The 22,617-nt window shown below is 73.1% G+C and carries 19 protein-coding genes; 12 read left to right on the top strand and 7 right to left on the bottom strand.

The features are described 5' to 3' along the window. Positions 1-18: 18 nt before the first annotated feature. The 6 genes from QQG74_RS17880 (at position 19) to QQG74_RS17855 (ending at position 4,581) form a co-directional block, all read left to right on the top strand. The gene (locus tag QQG74_RS17880) at positions 19-1,017 is read left to right on the top strand and encodes a YafY family protein (RefSeq protein WP_341715911.1); all 999 of its coding nucleotides are present in this window, start codon (positions 19-21) and stop codon (positions 1,015-1,017) included. Positions 1,018-1,027: 10 nt separating this feature from the next. Then, positions 1,028-1,276: a hypothetical protein gene (locus QQG74_RS17875; protein WP_341715910.1), complete on the top strand. Its 249-nt coding sequence runs from the start codon at positions 1,028-1,030 to the stop codon at positions 1,274-1,276. A gap of 184 nt (positions 1,277-1,460) precedes the next feature. After that, on the top strand, positions 1,461-1,802 hold the full coding sequence (gene tatA / locus QQG74_RS17870; RefSeq protein WP_341715909.1) for a Sec-independent protein translocase subunit TatA: 342 nt from the start codon (positions 1,461-1,463) through the stop codon (positions 1,800-1,802). A gap of 18 nt (positions 1,803-1,820) precedes the next feature. Next, positions 1,821-2,753 carry a twin-arginine translocase subunit TatC gene (gene tatC, locus QQG74_RS17865; RefSeq protein WP_341715908.1) on the top strand — a complete coding sequence of 311 codons (933 nt, stop codon included), beginning with the start codon at positions 1,821-1,823 and terminating at the stop codon, positions 2,751-2,753. Positions 2,754-3,249: 496 nt separating this feature from the next. Next, on the top strand, positions 3,250-3,855 hold the full coding sequence (locus QQG74_RS17860; RefSeq protein ID WP_341715907.1) for a response regulator transcription factor: 606 nt from the start codon (positions 3,250-3,252) through the stop codon (positions 3,853-3,855). 132 nt (positions 3,856-3,987) lie between these two features. After that, positions 3,988-4,581: a response regulator transcription factor gene (locus QQG74_RS17855; RefSeq protein WP_341715906.1), complete on the top strand. Its 594-nt coding sequence runs from the start codon at positions 3,988-3,990 to the stop codon at positions 4,579-4,581. Between the two features lie 67 nt (positions 4,582-4,648). On the opposite strand, the gene QQG74_RS17850 is transcribed toward QQG74_RS17855, so the two are convergent. The 4 genes from QQG74_RS17850 to lanKC form a co-directional block, all read right to left on the bottom strand. After that, positions 4,649-6,541 (bottom strand): ABC transporter ATP-binding protein, encoded by a 1,893-nt coding sequence (locus QQG74_RS17850; RefSeq protein ID WP_341715905.1) that lies wholly within the window; start codon positions 6,539-6,541, stop codon positions 4,649-4,651. After that, on the bottom strand, positions 6,538-8,265 hold the full coding sequence (locus QQG74_RS17845; RefSeq protein WP_341715904.1) for an ABC transporter ATP-binding protein: 1,728 nt from the start codon (positions 8,263-8,265) through the stop codon (positions 6,538-6,540). The genes QQG74_RS17850 and QQG74_RS17845 overlap by 4 nt, the downstream gene beginning before the upstream one ends. A gap of 72 nt (positions 8,266-8,337) precedes the next feature. Continuing rightward, complete coding sequence (locus QQG74_RS17840) at positions 8,338-8,457, bottom strand: SapB/AmfS family lanthipeptide (protein WP_013734295.1); 120 nt, start codon at positions 8,455-8,457, stop codon at positions 8,338-8,340. A gap of 6 nt (positions 8,458-8,463) precedes the next feature. Next, on the bottom strand, positions 8,464-11,091 hold the full coding sequence (lanKC, locus tag QQG74_RS17835) for a class III lanthionine synthetase LanKC (RefSeq protein WP_341715903.1): 2,628 nt from the start codon (positions 11,089-11,091) through the stop codon (positions 8,464-8,466). A gap of 186 nt (positions 11,092-11,277) precedes the next feature. Here lanKC and QQG74_RS17830 point away from each other — a divergent pair, with 186 nt between their 5' ends. Beyond that, positions 11,278-12,210 carry a diacylglycerol kinase gene (locus tag QQG74_RS17830; RefSeq protein ID WP_341721269.1) on the top strand — a complete coding sequence of 311 codons (933 nt, stop codon included), beginning with the start codon at positions 11,278-11,280 and terminating at the stop codon, positions 12,208-12,210. Positions 12,211-12,237: 27 nt separating this feature from the next. Here the strand turns inward: QQG74_RS17830 and QQG74_RS17825 are convergent, their stop codons facing one another. Beyond that, positions 12,238-12,921 (bottom strand): HAD-IA family hydrolase, encoded by a 684-nt coding sequence (locus QQG74_RS17825; RefSeq protein ID WP_341721268.1) that lies wholly within the window; start codon positions 12,919-12,921, stop codon positions 12,238-12,240. Between the two features lie 152 nt (positions 12,922-13,073). Here QQG74_RS17825 and QQG74_RS17820 point away from each other — a divergent pair, with 152 nt between their 5' ends. From QQG74_RS17820 to QQG74_RS17800, 5 genes are all read left to right on the top strand, one after another. Further along, complete coding sequence (locus QQG74_RS17820) at positions 13,074-15,854, top strand: DEAD/DEAH box helicase (protein WP_341715902.1); 2,781 nt, start codon at positions 13,074-13,076, stop codon at positions 15,852-15,854. Between the two features lie 98 nt (positions 15,855-15,952). Continuing rightward, complete coding sequence (locus tag QQG74_RS17815) at positions 15,953-16,837, top strand: MHYT domain-containing protein (protein ID WP_341715901.1); 885 nt, start codon at positions 15,953-15,955, stop codon at positions 16,835-16,837. An 83-nt stretch (positions 16,838-16,920) separates the two neighbouring features. Next, positions 16,921-17,328: a type II toxin-antitoxin system Phd/YefM family antitoxin gene (locus tag QQG74_RS17810; RefSeq protein ID WP_341715900.1), complete on the top strand. Its 408-nt coding sequence runs from the start codon at positions 16,921-16,923 to the stop codon at positions 17,326-17,328. A 252-nt stretch (positions 17,329-17,580) separates the two neighbouring features. Continuing rightward, on the top strand, positions 17,581-18,699 hold the full coding sequence (locus tag QQG74_RS17805; protein ID WP_341715899.1) for a transporter substrate-binding domain-containing protein: 1,119 nt from the start codon (positions 17,581-17,583) through the stop codon (positions 18,697-18,699). After that, positions 18,603-19,652, top strand: a complete 1,050-nt coding sequence (locus tag QQG74_RS17800; protein ID WP_341715898.1) for a hypothetical protein — start codon at positions 18,603-18,605, stop codon at positions 19,650-19,652. Before QQG74_RS17805 ends, QQG74_RS17800 begins: the two co-directional genes overlap by 97 nt. On the opposite strand, the gene smpB is transcribed toward QQG74_RS17800, so the two are convergent. Both smpB and QQG74_RS17790 read right to left on the bottom strand, forming a co-directional pair. After that, positions 19,639-20,118 (bottom strand): SsrA-binding protein SmpB, encoded by a 480-nt coding sequence (smpB, locus tag QQG74_RS17795; RefSeq protein WP_341715897.1) that lies wholly within the window; start codon positions 20,116-20,118, stop codon positions 19,639-19,641. The two genes, QQG74_RS17800 and smpB, sit on opposite strands and share 14 nt — an antisense overlap. Before the next feature lie 55 nt (positions 20,119-20,173). After that, complete coding sequence (locus QQG74_RS17790; protein ID WP_341715896.1) at positions 20,174-22,522, bottom strand: hypothetical protein; 2,349 nt, start codon at positions 22,520-22,522, stop codon at positions 20,174-20,176. Positions 22,523-22,617: the final 95 nt, after the last annotated feature.

Below are 22,617 nucleotides of genomic sequence, written 5' to 3'. Positions count from 1 at the left end.
TCCCGGGAGGGAGGTTCGGTGAAGGCTGGTTCGCGTACCTCCGCCGACCGGCTGGCCCGGCTGCTCAATTTGGTGCCTTACCTGCTCGCCCGGCCCGGGATCGAGATCGCCGAGGCGGCCGGCGATCTGGGCGTCACCGAGCGGCAGCTGCGGGAGGATCTGGAGCTGCTGTGGGTGTGCGGGCTGCCCGGTTATGGCCCGGGTGACCTGATCGACATGGCCTTCGACGGCGACCGGGTGACCATCACCTACGACGCCGGCATCGACCGGCCGCTGCGGCTCACGCCGGACGAGGCACTGGCCCTGGTGGTGGCGCTGCGGATGCTTGCCGAGACGCCCGGCGTGGCCAACCGGGACGCCGTCGAGCGGGCCCTGGCCAAGATCGAGGACGCGGGCGGCGACCTGGTGGCCGCTCCGGTGGAGGTACGGCTGCCCGGCGACACCCGGCGGGCGGCGGAGCTGCGCGCGGCGGTGGAGAGCGGCCGGGCGCTGCGGATCACCTACTACACGGTGGCCCGGGACGAGACCACCGAGCGCGTGATCGATCCGCTGCGGGTGCTGATGGTCGGCGGCCGGACGTACGTGGAGGCGTGGTGCCGGCGGGCCGAGGCGGTGCGGTTGTTCCGCGCCGACCGGATCGACGCCGTCGCCGAGCTTGCCGAACCGGCCGTGGTGCCGCCGCAGGCCCGTCCGCAGGACCTGAGCGAGGGGGTGTTCCGGCCGTCGCCGGACCTGCCGCTGATCACGCTGCGGATCGGCCGGGGGGAGCGCTGGATCACCGAGTACTACCCGTGCGAGCGGGTGGAGTCCGACGGTGAGCGGTGGGTGGTCTCGCTGCGCGTCACGGATCTCAGCTGGGCTCGCCGGTTCGTGCTCGGCCTCGGCCCGGACGTGACCGTCGTCGCCCCACCCGAGCTGGCCGACCAGATCCGGCACGCGGCGGTGGCGGCGCTGGACGCGTACGCGACGCCGGTGCCGGCCGGTGCGGACCCGGCGGCGACCGCGGTCAGGCAGTAGGCTGGCGGCCGTGCTGAAGTGGATCGTGCTCGCGCTGGTGCTGGTGCCGTTGGTCGTGCTCGTGCTGGCGATCCGACCCGTGCTCGCGCGGCTGCCCCAGCTGCGCCGGGCCGTGCTCAAGCTGCAACGCCGCGCCGATGAGGCAATGGCGCTGCGGGAGGCGGCGGAGAGCCTCCAGCAGCGGGCCGAAGGGTTGCAGGGCCGGCTGGCCACCACCGAGCAGCGGCTCACCCTGATCCGCTCCCGACGCGGCGACTGAGCGTACCGACCTGTCCCGCTCGCGCAGTTGATGATCAATTGGTGGTTGACGGGACACTCGTAGGTGGTCGAAACTTCACCCACCGGGGCCAACCACCACCGTCCCGGTGGGTGGCAGCAGCCCTGGACGCACGTACGATGGGCTGCGGCACACTCTCATCAACACAGTGCGACTGGAGCCTTCCATGCATGCCCTCAAGCCCTGGCACATCGCCGTACTCGTGGTCGTGCTGATCTTGCTCTTCGGCGCGAAGCGCCTCCCCGACGCGGCCCGTTCCCTGGGCCGCTCGCTGCGCATCATCAAGGCCGAGACCAAGAGCCTCTCCGACGACGACCGCGACCTGGCCAGCAAGGCCGATGCGCAGGCCGGCTACCAGCCGTACCCGCCGCAGCAGCCCACCCAGCAGGCGTACCCGGGCGGGGCGCCGCAGCAGCAGGCGTACCCGGGCACGGCGGGGCAGCAGCCGTACCAGGGCACGGTCCAGCCGCCGGTGGTCGACCCGGTGCAGCGCGTCCGCGACAACTGATCACGGGGGCCGATCACCGTGGCCTTCGGACTCCGCAAGCGCGGTCCGAGCAACTTCGAACGGGCCGCCGACGGCTCGATGACCCTCGTCGAGCACTTCCGCGAGCTGCGTAACCGGCTGTTCCGTGCCTCGCTGGCGATCGTCATCGGCTTCTTCGTCGGTTTCGCTCTGGCGGACCTGGTCTTCGACCTGCTCGCTGGCCCGTACTACCGGCTGCTTCCGGACCAGCGGTTCATCCAGCTCGGGCCGGCCGACGCCTTTCTGTTGAAGCTCAAGCTCGCGCTCTGGATCGGGCTGATCGCCGCCTCACCGGTGTGGTTCTACCAGCTCTGGGCGTTCATCGCGCCGGGTCTGCACCGGCACGAGCGCAAGTACGCCTACATCTTCGTGGCGATTGCCGCGCCACTGTTCATGGCCGGCGCGGCGCTTGCGTACTTCGTCGTGGACAAGGGTCTGACGTTCCTGTTGGAAGCGGGCGTGACCGGGATCGACACCTCCCTGGAGGTCACCCGGTACATCTCCTTCGTGACCAACATGATCTTGATCTTCGGGGTGGCGTTCGAGTTCCCGCTGGTCGTGCTGATGCTCAACTTCGTCGGCATCGCCAGTGCGAAGCGGCTGCTCAGCTGGTGGCGGGTGGCGGTCTTCATCTTCTTCGCCTTCTCCGCGGTGGTCACCCCCACGCCGGACCCGTTCGGCATGACGGCCCTGGCGCTCTGCCTGTGCGCGCTCTACTTCGCTGCGGTGGGGGTGGCGTTCCTCAACGACAAGCGTCGGGGCCGCGGCAAGGAGATCTACGCCGGTATCGACGACGACGAGGTGTCTCCGCTGGAGTTCGACAACGAGCCGGTCGGGGCCGCGGCGTCGGTCGACGCGCCGACCCCGGTCGAGGCCCCGGAGCCGGTCGCGGCGCCCGCCCCGATCGAGCGCCGCTACGACGACATAACCTGACCGGCACCCGGCACCCGGCACCCGGCACCCGGCACCCGGCACCCGGCACCCGGCACCCGGCACCCGGTCCAGGGTCTGGTCGCCTGGTTCGGGCAGTTGACGGTGCGGCGATGCGCGATGCATCGCCGCACCGTCGTGTCGGCGTCGTACGTGCTGGCCTGTTAGCGCACAGCCCACCCACTGTCAGCGGTGCAGTCGGTAATCCGTCATCGGGCTTCCTCGATGCACGGGTCGGGTAATGACATATTCACCACGTGTCATCCCGCCGCCTCCCACCCACCACCGACATGACCCCACCATCCTGCTGACCGACTGGCCGGTAGCTGCCCCGGCGGACGAACTCCGTCCGCCGACGTGACCGTCGTTGTGCACGGATCGGGCGGCCGGCCGGTTGGCGCGTGTCCGGACCACCACCGTCCACCACCCCGGCTGGCCGCGAGAGTCCTGTCAAAGGGACCGGGCCGCCGCAGCGTATGACCCAGATCGGAGCGAGATCTTGATCCGCGTCGCCGTCGTCGAGGAGATGAGCCTGCTGCGCACCGCGCTGTGCGCCGCCTTGTCGAGCGAGGAGGGGATGGAGGTGGTTGCCGAGGTCGCCGTGATGGGGGAGCTTTCCTCCGTGGTGCGGCAGCACCGCCCTGACATCGTGCTGGTGGACCTGGCGTCGGACGTGCCACAACCGGTCGAGGTGGTCAACCAGATCGTTCGGGAGGCACCCGACGCGGCGGTGCTGGCGATGGGAGGTCGGTGGGGTCCGGCGCTGGTCGGGGACCTGATCGCCGCCGGGGTGCGCGGGCTGGTCGGTAAGGACGCTCCGGTGGAGGCACTGGTCGCGGCGGTGCGGGAGGTCGCCGATGGCGGGCGGGTGATCGATGCGGAGGCCGCCGCGACCGCGCTGCGTCCGCCGCGCAGCCCGCTGACCCGCCGGGAGGCGGAGGTGCTGCGGGCAGCCGCCGAGGGGCTACCGCTCAAGGACATCGCCCGCCAGCTCTTCCTGGCGCACGGGACGGTACGTAACCACCTGTCGGCAGTCATGCGTAAGACGGGTGCCCGCAACCGGATGGAGGCGGTCTGGCAGGCCCGCTGGCACGGTTGGATCTAGCCCGGCTGGCCGGCGGATCGCTCGCCGCATGGCCGGTACCGGCACCGTCGGCGTCACCGAGCTTTACTCATGGGTACGTGTTTGACTGTTGACGGTTCGTGATCCAACTGGCGATTCTCGGGAAGGTCGACTGTGATCCGTACCTTGCTCGCGCTCGACGGTGCCCTGATCCGTGGCGCGCTCTCCCTCGTTCTCGCCGCCGAGGAGGACATCAGTGTGGTGGCGGAGTTGGATCGGGGTGATCCCCTCACCTCGGCGGTCCGCGCCCAGCGCCCGGACGTCGCAATCGTCGACCTCGATCTCGTCGATGACGGCCACGCCGACGAGGCCGACGTGGCGGGGCAGTGTCCGATGTTGGTGCTCGCCGACCGGCGTCGGGTCCACCGGCTGCACCGGGTGCTGGTGCCGGGCCGCACCGTCGGCATCCTCGGCTGCGACGTCGCCCCGCACCGGGTGGTGGACGGGGTTCGGCGGCTGTCCCGGCGGGAGTCGGTGATCGATGCCGAGCTGGTGCTTGCGGCGTTGACCCGGGAGAGCCCGCTGACCTCGCGGGAAACCCAGATCCTTGCCCTGACCGCGTCCGGTGCGCCGGTCGTGGAGGTGGCCCGGACGCTCGGCCTGGCCCCGGGCACCGTACGCAACCACCTCGGCCGGATCGCCCGCAAGGCGGGCGCGCGTACCCGGGTGGAGGCGGTGCGGGTCGCCCGCGAGGCCGACTGGATCTGAGGGGCCACCGGCAACGCCACGACGCGGGCGGGTGCTGCCGAGTTCTGCCGGCGGTCGCCGCTGGGCGTCAGGCCCGGGTCAGCGGCCGGCGGGGATGCGGTGCCGGGTCCTGCCAGTGACCCACCAGCTCCCGGTAGGTGGTGGAGCGCAGCAGCAGTTCCTGGTGGCTGCCGACCTGCGGCCGGTCGCCGTCGAACACCAGCACCCGGCGGGCGCGGGTCGCCGAGCTGATCCGGTGCGCGATCACCACGAGCGTGCCCGGACGGCTGGCGAAGGCCGCTTCGACCGTCGCCTCCAGCGTCGGGTCGAGGTGGCAGGTCGCCTCGTCGAGGATGACCAACGGGGCCGGGGCGAGGTAGGCCCGGACCGCGGCGATGAGTTGTCGTTCCCCGGCGGAGAGGGTGCCCGGCTCGACCTCGGCCGTCAGGCCGCCGAGGCGGTCCACCAGCGGCTCGGCCCCGAGCGTGGCCAGGGCTGCCGTCACCGCTGTGTGGTCCGCGTCCGGGCACAGGTAGCGCAGGTTGTCGGACACGGTGCCGGTGCGCACGTACGCCTCCTGCGGCACCAGCACCCGTAGCCGGGCCAGCGCCTCCGGTGTGCGGCCGGCGACCGGCGTCCCGGCCAGGTGCACGGTGCCGGAATCCGGTGGCACCAGCCCGGCGATCAGGGCGGCCAGGGTGGACTTGCCGGCGCCGCTGGGCCCGACCACGGCCAGGTGCTCACCGGCGGACACGGTCAGGTGGAAATCGGCGAGGACCGGTCGCGCGTGCGGGCCGTACCGGAAGGTCAGCCCGCACGTCCGCACCGCCGGCGGCACCGGGCCAGCCGGACCCGGTGCTGCGGCGGCCGGCTGCGGTGGCAGGGCGTCGGTGGGACGTGGCGAGGCTGCGCCGGCCGGCTGCGGCGGTACGGCGTCGGTGGGACGTGGCGAGGCTGCGGCGGCCGGCTGCGGCGGTACGGCGTCGGTAGGGCATGGCGAGGCTGCGCCGGCCGGGGCGGGGTTCGGCTCGACCGGCGGGCAGCTGCGCAGGATCCGGTCCAGCGTGACGGCGTAGCGCAGACCGCCGCTGCCGACGCCCTGCACCAGTGCGTGCAGGGCGGGTTGCAGGCCGGTGGTGACGTAGACCAGCGCGCCCAGCACGGCGCCGGTGCTTAGCCCTTGCCGCACCAGCCACGGTGCCGCCAGCAGCAGGACCACCACCGGCAACCAGCCACCCAGCCCGAGGCTGAGGCTGCGCAGCGCCGCCATCCGGGCCAGCGTCCGTTCGGTGTCGGCCTGTGCGACGACCCGCCGGTCGACCGTGGCCACGACCCGGTCCTGCCCGCCGCAGGCGACCACGTCGCGGTGTCCGGTCAGCGCGGCTGCCGCCGACCGGCCGAGTTCCTCGCCGGCCGTCACCTGGGCGCGCTGGTGGGCGACCATCGCCGGCAGCGCCGCCGCGAACACGGCCAGCCCGAGCAGCAGCGGCGCGGCCACCGCCGCAGCCAGCGGCGGTGACAGGGCGAGCAGGCCGAGCAGTGCCGCGCCGGCGGTGAACAGAAAGCCGCGGACCACCAACAGCAGCCCGCCGAAGGTGTCCCGGACCACCTCCACCTGATGGGTCAGTCGGGACACGGCGGCGCTGTCCGGCCGACCGCTGGCGCGAGTGGCGTCACGCAGCGCGCCGTCGACCACCCGGGCAGCCAACTCGTCGCGGTACGGCTCCACCACGGCACCCAGGCTGTGGTACACCCGTCCGGTGGCGGCTGCGCCGGCCAGCACCGCGCCGGCCAGCCCGGCCAGCCAGGCCAGGCCGGTGGCGAACTCGCCGGCCAGGAAACCCTGGTCGACCGCACGGGCCACCAGCAGGCCGCTGAGCAGCGCCGGCAGTGCCTCCGCCACCGACCAGGCGGCGAGCCGGCCCAGCGGACGACGGCGGGCCCGCAGCGCGGTCAAGGTGGTGCGGCGTACGCCGGTCATCGGGGGTCACCGCCGGGTCCGAAGACCGCCCGGTAGTCCGGATCGGCCCAGAGCTGCCGGTGTGGGCCCACCGCCCGCACCCGGCCACCGTCGAGCCAGGCGACCAGGTCGGCGGCGGCAGCCGTCGCCGCGCGATGGGTGACCACCAGTCGGGTACGACCGCCGACCCCCTCGGCCACCGCCCGGCTGATCCGGTGTTCGGTGGCGGTGTCCAGGCTGGACGTGGCGTCGTCGAGGATCAGCAGTCGCTCGGCCGCGAACGCGCGGGCCAGCCCGAGGCGCTGTGCCTCGCCGCCGGAGAGGGGCGCGTCGGCCAGCCGGGTGCGGAATCCGTCGGGCAGGCGGGCGACGACGTCGGCCACCTGGGCGGCTCGCGCCATGGTCAGCACCGCGGTGCCGGCCGGGGTGTTCCCGGCCGGTGGTGCCGCCGACCGTTCGGGCAGGGCGAGGCCGATCGCGTCGTGCACCGTCTCGCCGACCAGGACCGGCCGGTCGAAGGCGTGCCCGACGCCGCGGCGCAGTGCGGCCGGACTCAACCGGCGCAACGGCACCCCGTCCAGCAGCACCTCACCGGCGTCCGGGTCGTGCAACCGGCCAGCCAGCGCGGCGAGGGTGGACTTGCCGACGCCGGAGCGCCCGACGACGGCCAGGGTGCTGCCGGCCGGCACCAGCAGATCGACCCCACGCAGGACCGCGCGCCCGTCGTCGCTGTGCACGCCGACACCGCGCAGCCGCAGTTCCCCCCGGCCGTCAGGCAGCGGTTGGTCGCCGTACCGGCGGACCGGGTGGGCCAGTGGTTCGGCGATCCGCCCGGCCGCCGCGCGGGCGCGTACCAGCCGGTTGAGGGTGGCCAGCACCGCGCCCAGTCCGGCGCCGAGGGCCGCGTACTGCACTGCGGCGACCAGTTGCCCGGGGGTGAGCCAGCCGACGGTGAGCGCGTACCCGCCGACGGCTACCACGGCCGCCTGCAACAGCGGGCCCACGGCGGCGGTGCGGGCGCTCGCGCGGGCCAGCAGCCGCCAGCCGAGCAGCCCGTACCCGCGCAGTTCGGGCAGCGCGGCCAGCACCCGGTCGCGTTCCCGGTCCACGGTCGCCGCAGCGGCGATGGTGCGGGCACCGCCGAGCGCCTCCAGCAACCGGCCGGCGGTGGCGCCCAGCACCCGCTGGTAGCCGGCCACGGCGGCGGAGGCATCGGTGACGAAGGCACGCATGAGCACCGCGAGCAGCACCAGCCCGCCGAGGAGGGTGATCCCCAGCAGCGGCTCGATCAGGGTGAGCGCCACGACGCTGCCGACCGGAGGCAGCAGCGCGATGACGCCGAGCACCACGGCGGTCCCGGCCTGCCCGGCGTCGGCGCCCTGACCGACGAGGCGGCCGACCAGGTCGCCCACCGGGTACCGGCGGACGGTGCGGACATCGCAGGCGAACAGGTGGCGCAGTAGCCGCCGACGCAACCGGGCGGTGGCCCGGGCCGCGCCGTAGCCGGCGGCGAGGTCACCGAGGACGTCGGTGACCATGAGGACGGCGACCAATCCGCAGGCGACGGCGGGCCACCAGGAGGCGGTGCCGCCGACGGCGGCGTCGACCGCGAGCCCGAGGGTCGCCGGAAGCGCCAGTTCGGCGGCGGCGCCGATGAGCGCCACCACCGCGAGCAGAACGGTCCAACCGCCACCGTCGCGGATCGCCCGGCGCAGTAGCCGGTCGGCGCCGTTGCGCGTCGGCATCGCCACCTCCCGGGAAGACGTGCGGCCCTGGGCGGGTACCTTGCCCCGCCCAGGGCCTCGCGTGCCGACCTGTCAGTTGCAGGTCGTGACGGACAGCGAGCTGTCGCCGCAGAGCAGCAGGCTCGCCCGGCTGCCGCCGCCGGTGCGGTCGGCGGGGGCCATCTCCAGGCCCTGGAGGTCCAGAAGCGCCATGTCGTGTCACCTCCTCCCGTGCTTGTCGGTGTGGTCGGTCGCCCTCGCATCAGCGAGGGTGTCGGGGGCGCCGGTTAGCGGCGCGAGGAACGGCAGCGTCACGACCGCGCCGGGCCGGTCGGTGGCCGGCAGCGTGCCGGGCCGGGCGGCGGCCAGCGCCAGCAGCACGCCGGCGGTGCCGGTGCCGAGGTCCATGGAGAGCCGCAGCAACTGCTCGCCCGGGAACGCGGTCCCGTCGGCGTACGGCAGGGCGTGCCAGGCGAGGCGTTCCACCTGCGCCGCCAGCTCTGCCGCCAGCACCGGATCGTCCGGGTACGCCGCGAGGTAAGCGACGATGCCGGCCCGTCCGGCGAACAGGCCGGACTGCGCGTAGAACGGCGACCGGGCGGCGCGGCGCACACCGGCGCTCGCCTCGGCGAACCGCTCGTCGGCGCGGTGCCGCAGGTACTGGTCGAGCACCAACCCGATGCCGACGCTGCCCTGCCCCAGGTAGGGCATGGTGCGCCAGCCCTCGTTGACCTCAAGCGCGCCGTCCGGGCGGACGACACAGCGGCGCAGGTCCTGCCGCAGCGCGGTGGCGGCGTGCGCCAGCAGTTCCGGTTCGCCGGTCAGCTCGTGCAGCCGCACCAGCATCAGCGCCGGCCCGGTACGGCCGCGCAGCAGTCCGGCGTACGGGTGCCGGCCACCGCTGACGTCCGGTCCGGGGTCGTCGGCGAGTTGGGCGACGACCCGTTCGGCGGCCCGCCAGGCGGCGTCGCGCAGGGTCGGTTCGCCGGTGCGTCCGGCCAGCTCGGCGAGGTTGAGCGCGATGCCGGCCAGGCCGCCGGCCAGGCTGTGGTCCAGACCGTCCCAGGGTTGCCGCAGGCAGATGTCGAGTACGTCCAGGGCGTCCTGCCGGCGGCCCAGCAGTTCCAGGGCGTACGCGACGCCGTGCAGGCCGTCGTAGAAGCCGCAGCGGGTGCCGGCGGCGGGCGAGGTGGCCTGGCGGACCAGCCACCGTTCGTGCTCCGGCCAGCGCCCGGCGCCGCTGACGTGCAGTGCGTAGAGGACTCCGGCGGCACCATGGGCGAGGTTGAGCCCGCCGCTGCGGAACTGTTCGATATCGCCGGGGAAGAGTCGGTCGTCCCGCTCGGGCGTCGCGCTGGCGAGGATCGCCCGGGCCAGCCGGTCGCGGTGGGTGGACCCGACGCGGACGGTGAGCTCGGCCCGGTGGTCCACGGCGCTCGGCCGGCCGCCGGTGATCTCCTCGACGGCGGTGTCCAGCAGCTCCCTCGGCACCGGGAACCGCTCCGCGACCACGTCCGCGAGGTGCGCGGCCTTGGCTGGCGCCAGCCGGACCAGCTGGGTAAGCGGCAGGAACAGCGCCAGCCGCAGGCAGGCCAGGGCGTAGTGGTCGACGGCGGGACCGCTACGGTCCCGGGGGGCGGCGAAGCCCTGGTTGCGCAGGCCGGGCCGGCGGTGCCCGTCGATCGGCGCGGCGACCTCGAAGTCGACGAGCGCGATCCGGTCGTCCGGGCGGACCATGACGTTGAACAGGTGCAGGTCGCCGTAGACGAGACCGCGCTCGTGGATGGCCCGGATGACCTGTTCGACCTGTCGGTGGACGTCCAGCGCCCACCGGGTGTAGTCGGCTCGATCGGCGTCGGTGCTGTCGGCGTCGATGAGTGGGTAGCGGTCGACCAGGACCTTGTTCAGCGCGCGGCCCTCGATGAACTCCAGCGCCAGGAACCGGTGCTCGCCGAGGGTGAACTCGTCGTGCACCCGGGGCACCTGCGGCAAGTCGGCGAGTCGACGCAGCGCCTCGGCCTCGCGGGCCAGGCGGGCCACCGCGTCGGTGCCGTCGGCGTCCAGGCCGGCGTACGGGCGCGCCTCCTTCAGCACCACCTGGGTGTCGGTGCGCAGGTCCCGGCCGACGTAGAGGCCGCCGCCGTTGGAGAAGTGGATGACCTTCTCGATCCGGTACGGCACCTCGTCGGTGCTTGTGGCGTTACGGGCGGCCAGGTGCGGTTCGAGGAAGTCCGGCAGCGTCACCCAGGACGGTACGTGGAAGACCGGGTCGCGCCGGTCGGGTACCAGGGTGCCGTTGTCGTCCTCGATCGCCGGGACGACCTGCCCGTCGGGCGAGTGGCAGTAGCGGGCGGCGAAGCCGCCGTAGCGTACGTACACCGGGCCGGCGCCGTAGCGCAGGTCGCTGAGGATGTACGGGCCGGGTTCGCCGACGAGCAGCTCGTCGAGCTCCTTGCAGACCAGTTCCAGCTCGGCCTCGTCGCCGGGGTAGACGGTGACGAACTTGCCGCTGGCTGCCCGGGAGGCGTACTTGGAGTTGCGCAACAGCAGGGTACGGGGCCCGCGGAGGAACTTGAACGACAGCCCGCGCGGGACGCAGTAGTCCCAGATGGTGTCCAACACCCGCTCGGCGTTGTCCAGGGTCGCCGCCACGTGGATCTTCCAGCCCTGCTGCGGCAGCGCGCCGCCGTCCGGGGCGTAGATCAGCCAGTCGTCGAGCGGCTCGGTACGCCAGCCGTCGGGCACCTGCCGCCGGGCCGCCCCGAAGGTCGGCTCCTCGACGGCCTTGCCGAGCGAGTCGTAGAAGAGCCGGTCGGCGGCGCAGTAGCTGTCGTAGCGATCGTCCACCGTGACCACCCCTCCCCTGATCGGCTGAGCCCTCGGCCTTGCTGGCTGATATGAGTTTGGCTATTCGGCCTATGGCGGATCCAGTGCGATCAGTCATGAGGTGAGGTGCGTGCCGCATGATCGACCGTGACAAATGTCAGGTGGATCTCCAACGGCGGTATGCCGGCGGTAGCCGGGCCGGGTACGGTGCACGCCGTGACGGCAGACGATCACCCGGCGCCGGCCGATCGGCCGGTCGCCGTGCTGGCCAACCCCACCGCCGGACGAGGGCGCCACCGTGGGCTGCTGCCCCAGGTGCTGGACCGTCTGGCGGCGGGCGGACGCCCGCTGCGGGTGCTTGACGCCCGCAGCCGAGGGCGAGCCGAGGCCGCCTGCCGCGAGGCGGTGGCCGACGGCGCGGCGGCGCTGGTCGCGGTGGGTGGCGACGGCACCGTGCACCTCGCCCTCCAGGCGGTGGCGGGCACCCCGGTGCCGTTCGGCGTGGTGCCGGCGGGCACCGGCAACGACTTCGCCGCCGACACCGGCTTCCCGGCCGATCCGCTGGCCGCCGTGGACACGATTGCGGCGGCACTGCGGGACGGCCGGTCGCGCCCGGTCGACCTGGCCAGGATCACCACGGCTGACGGCGGACACCGGTGGTACGGCGCGGTGCTCGCGGCCGGATTCGACGCGATCGTCAACGAACGGGCCAACCGGATGCGCTGGCCGCGTGGCCCACGTCGCTACGACCTGGCGATCCTGGTGGAGTTGGCCCGACTACGCCCGCGCCGCTACACCCTCACCCTCGACGGTGAGCGGATCGACGTGGACGCGGTGCTGGTGGCCGTCGGCAACGGGGCCAGCTACGGCGGTGGCATGCGGATCTGCCCAGCCGCCGACCCGACCGACGGGCTGCTCGACGTGGTGGTCGGTGGCCGGTTCGCCCGCCGCACCCTGATCCGGGTCAAGCCGCGCATCTACGCCGGCACCCACGTCACCCACCCGCTGGTCCAGACCTATCAGGCCCGTACCGTCACCATCGCCGCCCACGGCATCACCACGTACGCCGACGGCGAACGCTGCCTGCCGCTACCCCTGACCGTCAGCGCCATCCCCGCTGCCCTCCACCTTCTGCGCTGACACCCACAGCGCGCCGGGGCGCGGTGGTCAGGGTCGGGTCAGGGGGAGGATGGAGCCCAGGCCGTTGGGGCGGCCGACGTCTGCGGTCGGGAGCACCAGCGCCGCGCAGCCGGCCGCCACGGCTCCCGCGTCGGCGGGGGTGTCGCCGACCATGAGGGCGCGCTCCGGGTCGACGCCGAGCATGCCGCAGGCACGCCAGAAGATCGCCGGGTCCGGCTTGCAGCGGCCCACCTCGTACGAGAGCACGAAGGCGTCGACCAGGTCGGCCAGGCCCCAGGCGGCAAAGTGGGGGCGGATGTCGAAGCCGATGTTGCTGACCACCGCCACCCGTGTGCCGGCCGCCCGCAGCGCGGTAAGGGTGGGCGCGGTGTCCGGATACGGCACCCAGCCCTGCGGTACCAGCAGCCGCTCGTAGAGCGCTTCGGCGAAGCCGTCGATGCCCGTGTCGACCGTGGCGGCCAACCCGGTGTACGCGCCCCGGTGGGCGTACTCGTAGAGATCCCGGTCGGCCCACAGCTCGGCCAGGTGCGGAGGGACCCGGGCCGGCAGCGGCCCGCCGGCCCGACCCGCGGTGAGCAGCCGGTCGGCCAGCGCGGTGGCCCGGACCCGATCCAGTTCCACGCCACACGTCGCCGCGGCGGCCATGACCCACTCGCGCGGCTCCTCCACCTGGGCGAGCGTGCCGTGGAAGTCGAGCAGGACCGCCTCCACCGCACGGCGGGACGGACTCGGCTGGACATCGCGTACGGGGTCGGTCGGTTCGGCATGATCCGGCACGTGCTGCACCCTACCGACCCACGCCGACCCGGCTGCCGGTCGGCCTTGCCGGGTGCCCGCCAGACGTACGGACTAATCTTGAGGACATGTCGAGCCCCGCCGAGCGGTATGCCGCGGCGCGCCGCCGGGCCGCCCAGGCCGCGCAGTTTCCGGCCCTGGAAGAATTCACCTCCGACCTGGGGTTCGACCTCGACGACTTCCAACGGGAGGCGTGTCAGGCCCTGGAGCGGGGCAGCGGCGTGCTGGTGTGCGCGCCGACCGGTGCGGGTAAGACCGTGGTCGGTGAGTTCGCCGTACACCTGGCGCTGCGCGGTGCACCCGGGCGGCCGGTGCCGGCCGACGGTGCCCGCCGCAAGTGCTTCTACACCACGCCGATCAAGGCGCTGTCGAACCAGAAGTACCACGACCTGGTCGACCGCTACGGTGCCGACCAGGTGGGGCTGCTCACCGGCGACAACGCCATCAACGGCGACGCCCCGGTGGTGGTGATGACCACCGAGGTGCTGCGCAACATGCTCTACGCCGGCTCGGCCACCCTGGAGGGCCTGGCGTACGTGGTGATGGACGAGGTGCACTACCTGGCCGACCGGTTCCGGGGCGGGGTGTGGGAGGAGGTCATCATCCACCTGCCGGCCTCGGTCACCCTGGTGTCGCTGTCGGCGACGGTCTCCAACGCCGAGGAGTTCGCCGACTGGCTGATCACGGTACGCGGCGAGACCACCGTGGTGGTCAGCGAACATCGGCCGGTGCCGCTGTGGCAGCACATGCTGGTCGGCAAGCGGATGTTCGACCTGTTCCACGACGCCGCCGCCGCACGCAAGCACGACGTGCATCCGGAGTTGCTGCGCTACACACGGGAGACGATGCGCCGTCTCGACCTGGGCGAGGGACGTGCCGCAGGGTGGGGTGGCGGACGCCGAGGGCCGCGCTGGCGTGGGCCGGCCCGGCCGGACATCGTCGACCGGCTGGACCGCGAAGGGCTGCTGCCGGCGATCCTGTTCATCTTCAGCCGGGCCGGTTGTGACGCGGCGGTGCAGCAGTGCCTAACGGCCGGGCTGCGGTTGACCTCGCCGGAGGAGCGTACGGAGATCCGTCGGGTGGTGGAGTCCCGGGTGACCGCCATCCCCGGCGAGGACCTCTCGGTGCTGGGCTACTGGGAATGGCTCGACGGGCTGGAGCGTGGCCTGGCCGCGCACCACGCCGGAATGCTGCCGGCCTTCAAGGAGGTCGTCGAGGAGTTGTTCGTCCGTGGGCTGGTCAAGGCGGTCTTCGCCACCGAGACCCTCGCCCTGGGCATCAACATGCCGGCCCGTTGCGTGGTGCTGGAACGCCTGGTCAAGTACAACGGCGAGGCGCACGTCGACCTGACACCGGGGGAGTACACCCAGCTCACCGGCCGGGCCGGGCGCCGAGGCATCGACGTCGAGGGGCACGCCGTGGTGGTGTGGTCCCCGGAGACCGATCCCCGGCACGTGGCCGGTCTCGCCTCCACCCGTACGTATCCGCTGCGCTCGAGCTTCCGGCCGTCGTACAACATGGCGGTGAACCTGGTCGGCAGCGTCGGCGCGGAACCGGCCCGGGAGCTGCTGGAGTCCTCGTTCGCGCAGTTCCAGGCGGACCGGTCGGTGGTCGGCCTGGCCCGGCAGGTGCAGCGCAACACCGAGACCATCGAGGCGTACGCCGCAGAGGCGGACTGCCACCACGGCGACTTCGACGAGTACTTCGCGCTGCGGGTGGCCATCGCCGACCGGGAGCGGGCGCTCGCCCGGCAGGGGCAGAGCCAGCGCCGGGCGGCGGCGGTGGCGTCGCTGGAACGACTGCGCGTGGGCGACGTGATCCGGGTGCCGTCCGGGCGTCGGGCCGGGCTGGCCGTGGTGCTCGACCCCGCGGCCGGCGGCTTCAGCGAGCCCCGTCCGCTGGTGCTGACCCAGGACCGTTGGGCCGGGCGGATCAGCCCGGGCGATTTCACCGCCCCGGCCGAGGTGCTGACCCGCATCCGGGTACCGAAGCACTTCAACCCCCGTAACCCGGCCGCCCGCCGCGACCTGGCGGCGCAGGTCAGCGGCACCGGGCTGGATCGGCACAGCCGCCGGGGCGCCCGGGGCCGGCAGGCGGGGGAGGACCACCAGCTCACCCAGCTGCGCGCCGAGTTGCGGCGGCACCCGTGCCACGCCTGCCCGGAGCGGGAGGAACACGCCCGGTGGGCGGAGCGCCGCCGCCGGCTGGAGCGCGACACCGAGGAACTGCGCCAGCGGGTGTCCGGGCGGACGGGGTCGCTGGCGCGGACCTTCGACCGGATCGTGGCGCTGCTCACCGCCCGTGGTTACCTCACCGCCGAGGGCGCGGTGACCGACGCCGGACGAATGCTCGGGCGGATCTGGACGGAGGCCGACCTGCTGGTCGCGGAATGCCTGCGCCGGGGCGTCTGGGACGGATTGTCCCCGGCCGAGTTGGCCGCGGCCGTCTCGGTGGTGGTCTTCGAGGCGCGCCGCGACGTCGACGAGCGGGCGTCGCTGCCGCGCGGCGCGGTGGCCGAGGCGGTCGACGCGACGCTGAAGCTGTGGGGCGACATCGAGGCCGACGAGGCGTCCCGAGGACTGGCCGTCACCCGCGAACCGGACCTCGGCTTCGCCTGGCCGATCTACCGCTGGGCCCGGGGCGAGGCGTTGGCGAAGGTGTTGTCCAGCGGGCACGAGCTGGACGGCGAGATGCCGGCCGGGGACTTCGTCCGGTGGGCCCGGCAGGTGGTGGATCTGCTCGGCCAGTTGGCCGACTCGGGCGGCGCGTCCACCGAACTGCGGGCCACCGCCCGCCAGGCGATCGGCGCGGTGAATCGGGGTGTGCTCGCCTATCACTCGCCGGCCTGAGTTGTTTCCTCCGTAAGGCTATTGTGCCTGGTTAAACACTGCTGGATCATGTGACGGCGGATGGCTAAACGGCGGTAACAGCTCTGGGGGGAGCCGTCATGGCGGAGATCAATCATTTCGAGTACGGGTGGATCACACCCGCGCTCAGTTACGCGCTGTCGGTGCTCGGTGCCATCCTCGGGCTGGTCTGTGCCACCCGGATCCGGGACGCGGGCAGCACCGGTCAGAAACTGTGGTGGGGCACGTTGGCGGCCTGGGCGCTCGGCGGCACCGCGATCTGGACCATGCACTTCCTGGCGATGCTGGGCTTCGCCGTCACCGGCGCACGGATCAGGTACGACGTGCCGATCACCGTGGCCAGCGCGCTGATCGCGGTCGTGGCGGTCGGCATCGGGCTGGCGATCGTGGGTACCGGTCGGCTGTCGGTGGTCCGCATCCTCGCCGGTGGCATCTTCGCCGGCAGTGGCGTGGCGGCGATGCACTACACCGGCATGGCCGCGATGCGGTTGGACGGCCGGCTCAGCTACGACGAACTCCGGGTCGCGCTCTCCGTGCTGATCGCGGTGGTGGCGGCCACCGTCGCGCTCTGGCTGGCGGTGACCGTACGCCGTGGGGCGGCGATCTTCGTCTCGGCGCTGGTGATGGGGGTGGCGGTCAACGGCATGCACTTCACCGGGATGAGTGCCATCTCGGTGCACCTGCACGAGCGGGGCGGCGAGGTGTCCGGTGCGGAGGTGGGCTCGCTGCTGATTCCCATCATCCTGCTGGTGATCTTCGGGGTGGTCGGGCTGGTCTACGCGTTGCTCGCCGCGCCGACCGACGAGGACCGCGCCGCCGCGGCCTACCTGCACGCCCGGCGGGCGCCGGCGGCCGACCCGCCCGAGGCGGCTCCCGAGCCGGACCCGGTCGGGCTGCGGGCCCGGTCCACGCTGGCCCGGCCCGGCGCTCAGTTCCCGTCCCGTCGGGACCGTCCGCTGCGCTGACCGGCGGCACCTCCACCGCGCGCGGGCACCTTCCCGGGTGGACGGTCGCGGAAAGTGTCGTACCCGGTACCGAGAATGCATCCATGGCTGTCCCCGCCCTAACTCCACGAAACGCCCCCCGGCGCTCGTTGCCCCTGCGCGAGGCGCGCACCAGGCTGAGTCAGCTCGTCGCGATGGCGGAGCTGACCGACACCGTCACCGTGATCACCCGCGACGGCGATCCGCGTCCGGTCGCCGCGATCGTGCCGGCGGACGCTGCCGGCACCGCTGCCCAGGCCCGCGCCGACGCGGAGCGGCTCGCCGAGGTCACCGCCGGCTGGGCCCGGCGACTCGAGGCCCAGCGGGAGCAGAGCGCCCGCCGTCATGCCGCCGAGTTGCGGACGCTCAGCGCGGCACTGGCCGAGGCATGGGCTGAACTGGACCGGCGGGCGGGCGGCGATCCGGCGCTCACCCGGCTGCGCGCGGCCCACGCGCACCTGCTCGCCCGCTGACCCGGCCCCCAACCGGGGACGTCGGCCCGGCAACGGCCTGGAAGAGGCGTCGGCCCGGCAACGGCCTGGAAGAGGCGCCGGCCCGGCAACGGCCTGGAAGAGGCGCCGGCCGGAGTCGTGATCCGGCGGGGTGTTCCCTACCCCGTGGGTCGGTCACACTTGGGTAACTGTGGGTCACCACCTGCTCCTGGCCCCCCACAATAGTCTGGTTGTGGGAACCACAGTGGAGGCTCGTGGCGTACGGGGGTGACGATGACCGAGTCAGACGAGACTGTCGCGGGTCGGCCCCTGCGGGGCGGTGCCGGGTCGTCACGGGGCCGTCGGCTGCGCCTTGCCGCGCTGCTCCTGTTGCTCGTGGTGGTCGTCGTCGCGGTGATCCGGGTGGTCGCCTCGGTCGGCCCGCCCACTCGGGAACAGTTGCGGGAGCGGGCCGGCCTGACCGGCAAGCAGACCCTCTACATCGGCGTCAAGGACGACCAGCCCGGGATCTCGCAGCAACTGGAGAACGGCGCGTTCGAGGGCTTCGACATCGAGATCGCGTACATGATCGCCGAGGATCTCGGCTTCGACGCGCCGCGGGTGACGTTCCTGGCCATCGAGAGCGAGGACCGTGCCCGCCGGCAGGCCCGCACCGCCGACGGCAGCTTCGTCACGGTCGACCTGGTGGTCGCCTCGTACAGCATCACCGAACAGCGCCGGCAGCAGGGCGTGATCTTCTCCGCGCCGTACCTGGAGACCGAACAGTCGGTGATCACCCTGGACTCGTACGACGGGGAGGTGACCAGCCTGCGCGACCTCGCCGGGAAGCGGGTCTGCACCCTCGCCACGTCGACCTCGGAACAGAACCTGGAACAGCTGGATGCGGTGGCGCACGGCCGCAACCGGATCAGCCAGTGCGTTCAGGAGCTGCACGACGGCAAGGTCGACGCGGTCACCACCGACGCGGCGATCCTGGCCGGTTTCGTGGGCCCGCGACCGGCCGGCGAGCTGCCGCCGAGGAACAAGCTGGAGCGGGTCAAGAAGCTGCGCCACTGGGACATCGGCGCGGACAGCTCGGAGCTGTACGGCGTGAACACCGGCCCGAACCGGGCTTTGCGTGACCTGGTGAACCTCTCGCTTCAGGAGTCGGCGGACGGCCCCGACGGGGATCGGTGGCGGGCTGCCTTCGACCGGTACCTCAGGTCCGAGCAGCAGTACAACAATCCGCAGCAGGTCGCGGTCGACCGGCAACCGGAACCCGGGCTGGAGGACAGAGTGGAGGTGCGGCAGTGGCCGTGGGAGAGGTTCGCACTGCCAACCCCGCATCGACCACGCCCGGCCCCGGCAACCGGCGTCGCTCGGGTGCGCGTCAGGCGCAGCAGTGGCTGCTGACCCTGCTGCCCGCCTTCCCGGTGCTGCTGCTGGTGCTGCGGCTGTGGCGGCTCAGCCGGCAGGACATGTCGACGATGCTGCTGCTGGTGCAGTACGTCAGCCCGTTGGGGCTGCTCAGTGCGCTGCTCATCGCCCTGGTCTGGGCTGCGCCGCTGGTCGTGCTGGTGCTCGCCGTGCTCGGCGAGCTGTTGCAGGTGAGCGCTCCGGACCGGTTCGATCCGGAGCGGTCGCTTGTGGCGTACGCCAGCTCCCGTACGCCGGACTGGGTGCTGGTGGTGACCGGCGCGCTGGCCGCGCTCACCTGGCAGCTGCGGTTCCTGCCGGCGCTGGTGATGCTGTTGGTGTGGCTGGTCGCCCTGCGGGCACGCAACCGGTTCCCGGACCGGCCCCGGACGCTTGTCGCCACCGGTCTGGTCCTGCCGGTGGTGGTGGCCGCCGCCTGCTACGCCTGGCTCGGCCCGGCCATCGGGGCGGCGCTGCGGCACGGCGAGTTGGCCACCGCTGCGCTGCTGGCGCTTCCGCCGGCCGGCGCGCTGGTGCTGACCGGGCCGGTGCCGGCGCGGGCCGCCCCGGCACTGACCCGCACCCTCACCTACACGGTCGGTGCGCTGCTGCCGGTGCTGACGGGAGTGGTTTTCCTGCGGGTGCCGCTGCTGCCCGCGGTGGCCGTCGAGGTCGGTGATCCGGTCACCCGAGAGGTGGTCCTGGGTGAGGCGGTGACGGTGACCGACCGGATGACAATCGTGCTGGACCGTACCGGTGAGATCCGTTTCCTGATCAACGACGAGGTGCGGGGCCAGGTGCTCTGCCCGAACGACACCCGGCCGCCGGCCAGCCGGGTGGTGGTGGCGGGCTGGCCGGTGGAGGACGCGGCGCTGAACTGGATGATGCCCCGCCGCCCGGTCGGCGTGCCGGATTCACGCTGCGCCGGCCTGGTGCCTATCGCCCCTTGAGCCGGCGGCCCAGCTCGCGGGCGATCTCCCGGTCGGCGTCGCGGGCGGCGAGGGCCTGCCGCTTGTCGTACGACCTGCGGCCCCTGGCCAGGGCCAGTTCGACCTTGGCCCAGCCGCCGGCGAAGTACATCGACAGCGGCACCAGGGTGATGCCGCCCTCGCGGGTCCGGTCCAGGATCCGGGCGATCTCCACCCGGTGCAGCAGCAGCTTGCGGGTTCGGCGGGGTGCGTGGTTGGTCCAGCTGCCGTAGCCGTACTCGGCGATGTGCAGGCCGTGCAGCATGATCTCCCCGGCGTGCTCCTGGGCGAAGGCGTCGACAAGCGAGACCCGGCCCTCGCGCAGCGACTTGACCTCGGTGCCGGCCAGCACGATGCCGGCCTCGTACGTCTTCAGGATCGTGTAGTCGTGTCGGGCCTTGCGGTTCGACGCGATCAACGTCCGGTCCGGGCGGCGGGAGGCGCTCACCGGCGAAGAATATCGGCCGTCGACGCCCGGTCCCCGCGACCGGCCGGCTGCGCGGTCACCGTGGCCGGTCGCGGAGTCGGCGCGCCAGGTCCGCCACGGTGGCGGCCAACCGGGGATCCTCCTCGCCCGGCCAGTGCCCGATGATCGGCGGGGGGACGCTGTCGCCGGGTGGCGGCACGACGTCCCACGGGTCGCGTAGCCGACGGTCGACGTGGCCGGCCGGGCCGGGCGTCACGGGTTGCCGACCGGGCCGGTGCGGCGAGAAGATCCAGCCGCCGATCGGATCGGTGTCGCGCCACAGGTTCACCCACCGCCAGTTGACCCGTTCGCCGACCTCGCGAAGCACCTGATCGTCGACGTAGGCGGGAAAGAGTCGCGCGTAGAGCCGGCGCAGCGGCGACCCGTACGTCAGCAGGGCGAGCCGACCGCAGACGTGGGGTGGCAGTTGGAGCAGCGTCGCGGCGAGCAGCACCGAGCCGTGGCTGTGCCCGGCCAGCAGCACGCCCCTGCCCTGTTCGGCGTGGTAGATGATCCGCCGACCCAGCTCCGGCACCGCCCGTGCCGCGTAGCAGGGTGGTGCGAACGGGTGCGCGGCCCGGGGCCAGAAGGTGCCCAGATCCCACAGCACGCCGACGTAGCGGCGGAACTCGGCCGTGCGGTAGGCGAAGATCCCCCCGACGAACAGGGCGAACACCACCGCCGAGATGGCCAGGCTGCCCAGCTGGATGGCGAAGTCGGTCGCCGCCGCCGGTAGCCGGGTGAAGCGTTCGACCACCTGGCCGGGCGCCAGGTCCAGCATGCCGAGCAGGCTCGTCGGCATGCCGACGATGACGACGCCCGCGTAGACCACGGTGAGTAGCTCCAGGCGTTCGGTGAACCGGGCCCGGGCCATGGCCCGTTCGATCTGACGCAGCCGGAAGCCGGCGGCCGGGGGAGCGTCGGGGAAGTCGTGGGTCAGGGTGGCGCGGGCGGTACGCACCCGCGCAGGACGGCTGGCCAGGGTCACCACCGCCGCGCCGAGCGCCACCGCCGCCGCGGCCACGAGGAACACGAAGATCGACCATTTGAAGCCCAGCGGCGGTCCGATACCCCGTTCCATGCCGGCCGAGGCTCGGCGGTTGAGCAGGTCGGCGACCCGGTAGACGAGGTCGGCCGAGGTCGCGACCGCCAGCCCGGTCGCCCCGGCGGCGATCACCGGGGCACCCAGCCCCTGCAACGGCCCGGATCCGAGCCCGTCACAGCCGAAGCCGCGGTGTACCTCGTCGTTCTCGACCCCGTCGATCCACCCGATGTTGCCGGTGGCGACGTCCTGGCTGCTGCCGGGCGTGGTGTCCGCCAGGCTGCGGCGGGCGGCGGTGCGTGCCCGGCGGCGTCCGGCCAGGGCCACCGCTGCGAGCGCGAAGAGCAGCATCGACTGGGCGACGATGACCAGGCCGACCATCCGGGCGTAGCCCGGCAGGCCGTCGCCGGGCTGCCATGGTGTCGGGTCGGCCGCCACCACGACAAGCGTCAACGGCGTCAGCACGCAGGCGGCGGTACGCAACCACCCGGGCAGCCGGTCGACCCGCCTGCCGGTCAGCTGCGTGTCGATCAGCCGGTGCGTGCAGATCACTGCGACGCAGGCGGTGAGAACCACGCCGGTCACCACGGTCAGCGCGACGCTGACGACCGACGCGCCCGCGGCGACCCGCGCCGTGAGCAGGCCCAGGCCCAGGGTGGCGAAGCCGACGGCGACGTGCAGCGAACGCAGCCGCCCCACCATCGGAGCGCTGTCCCACTGGGCCACCGCGCTGAGCTGATGCCGGCCGGTGCTCAGGGTGGGCGTGCGGAAGGCGTCGAACTTGCGTCCGGGGCGGACGCCGAGCCGCCAGACCAGGCCGAGCGCGGCGGCCGGGAGCAGCGCCAACACCGCCAGGGTCAGTCCGGTGGGCCGACCGCCCAGCCAGGACAGCCATGGGCGGCCGGCCAGGCATTCCGGCTTCGGCAGGCACCGCCAGGCGACCAGGTCCAGCGCCACGCCCATCGCCGTGAGCACGTACAACACGGTCAGCGAGAGAGCGAGCAGCCGGCACACCGCCTTGAGTCCCGCGCCGGTGCTGCCGGGGTGGGCCGGCCGCATCCAGATCGCGACGTTGCAGAGCATGAAGGGCAGCAGGAACACCAGCGACAGGGTCCGTACGACGGTGCCCGAGGGCAGGTCGCTCCAGCGGTACGCCTCCAGCGTCACGCCCGTCGGTCCCTTGGCGTCCGGATACTCGGCGCGGGGCCGGAAGAATCCGCCGCTGCCGTCCCCGGCGACCTGGTGGCTGTGCGGGCGGCCGAGGATCTGCTCGGCCTGAGCGCCCGACACGCCGTGCACCCGCAACTCCACCACGTTCTCCGATATCCCCGGTCCGCTGGTCATCGGCCCCCCGGAAGGTCAACACCGGTGGATCGACTCGGGTCGACCGACCGGACCGCCCTGTCGCGGCCCGGCCCGTCTACCCGTCTCGCGGGTGG

Origin of the sequence: Micromonospora sp. FIMYZ51, assembly GCF_038246755.1 — a bacterium.
In the GTDB taxonomy this organism is placed as follows: Bacteria; Actinomycetota; Actinomycetes; order Mycobacteriales; family Micromonosporaceae; genus Micromonospora.
This window is presented reverse-complemented; position numbering and strand designations above follow the sequence as displayed.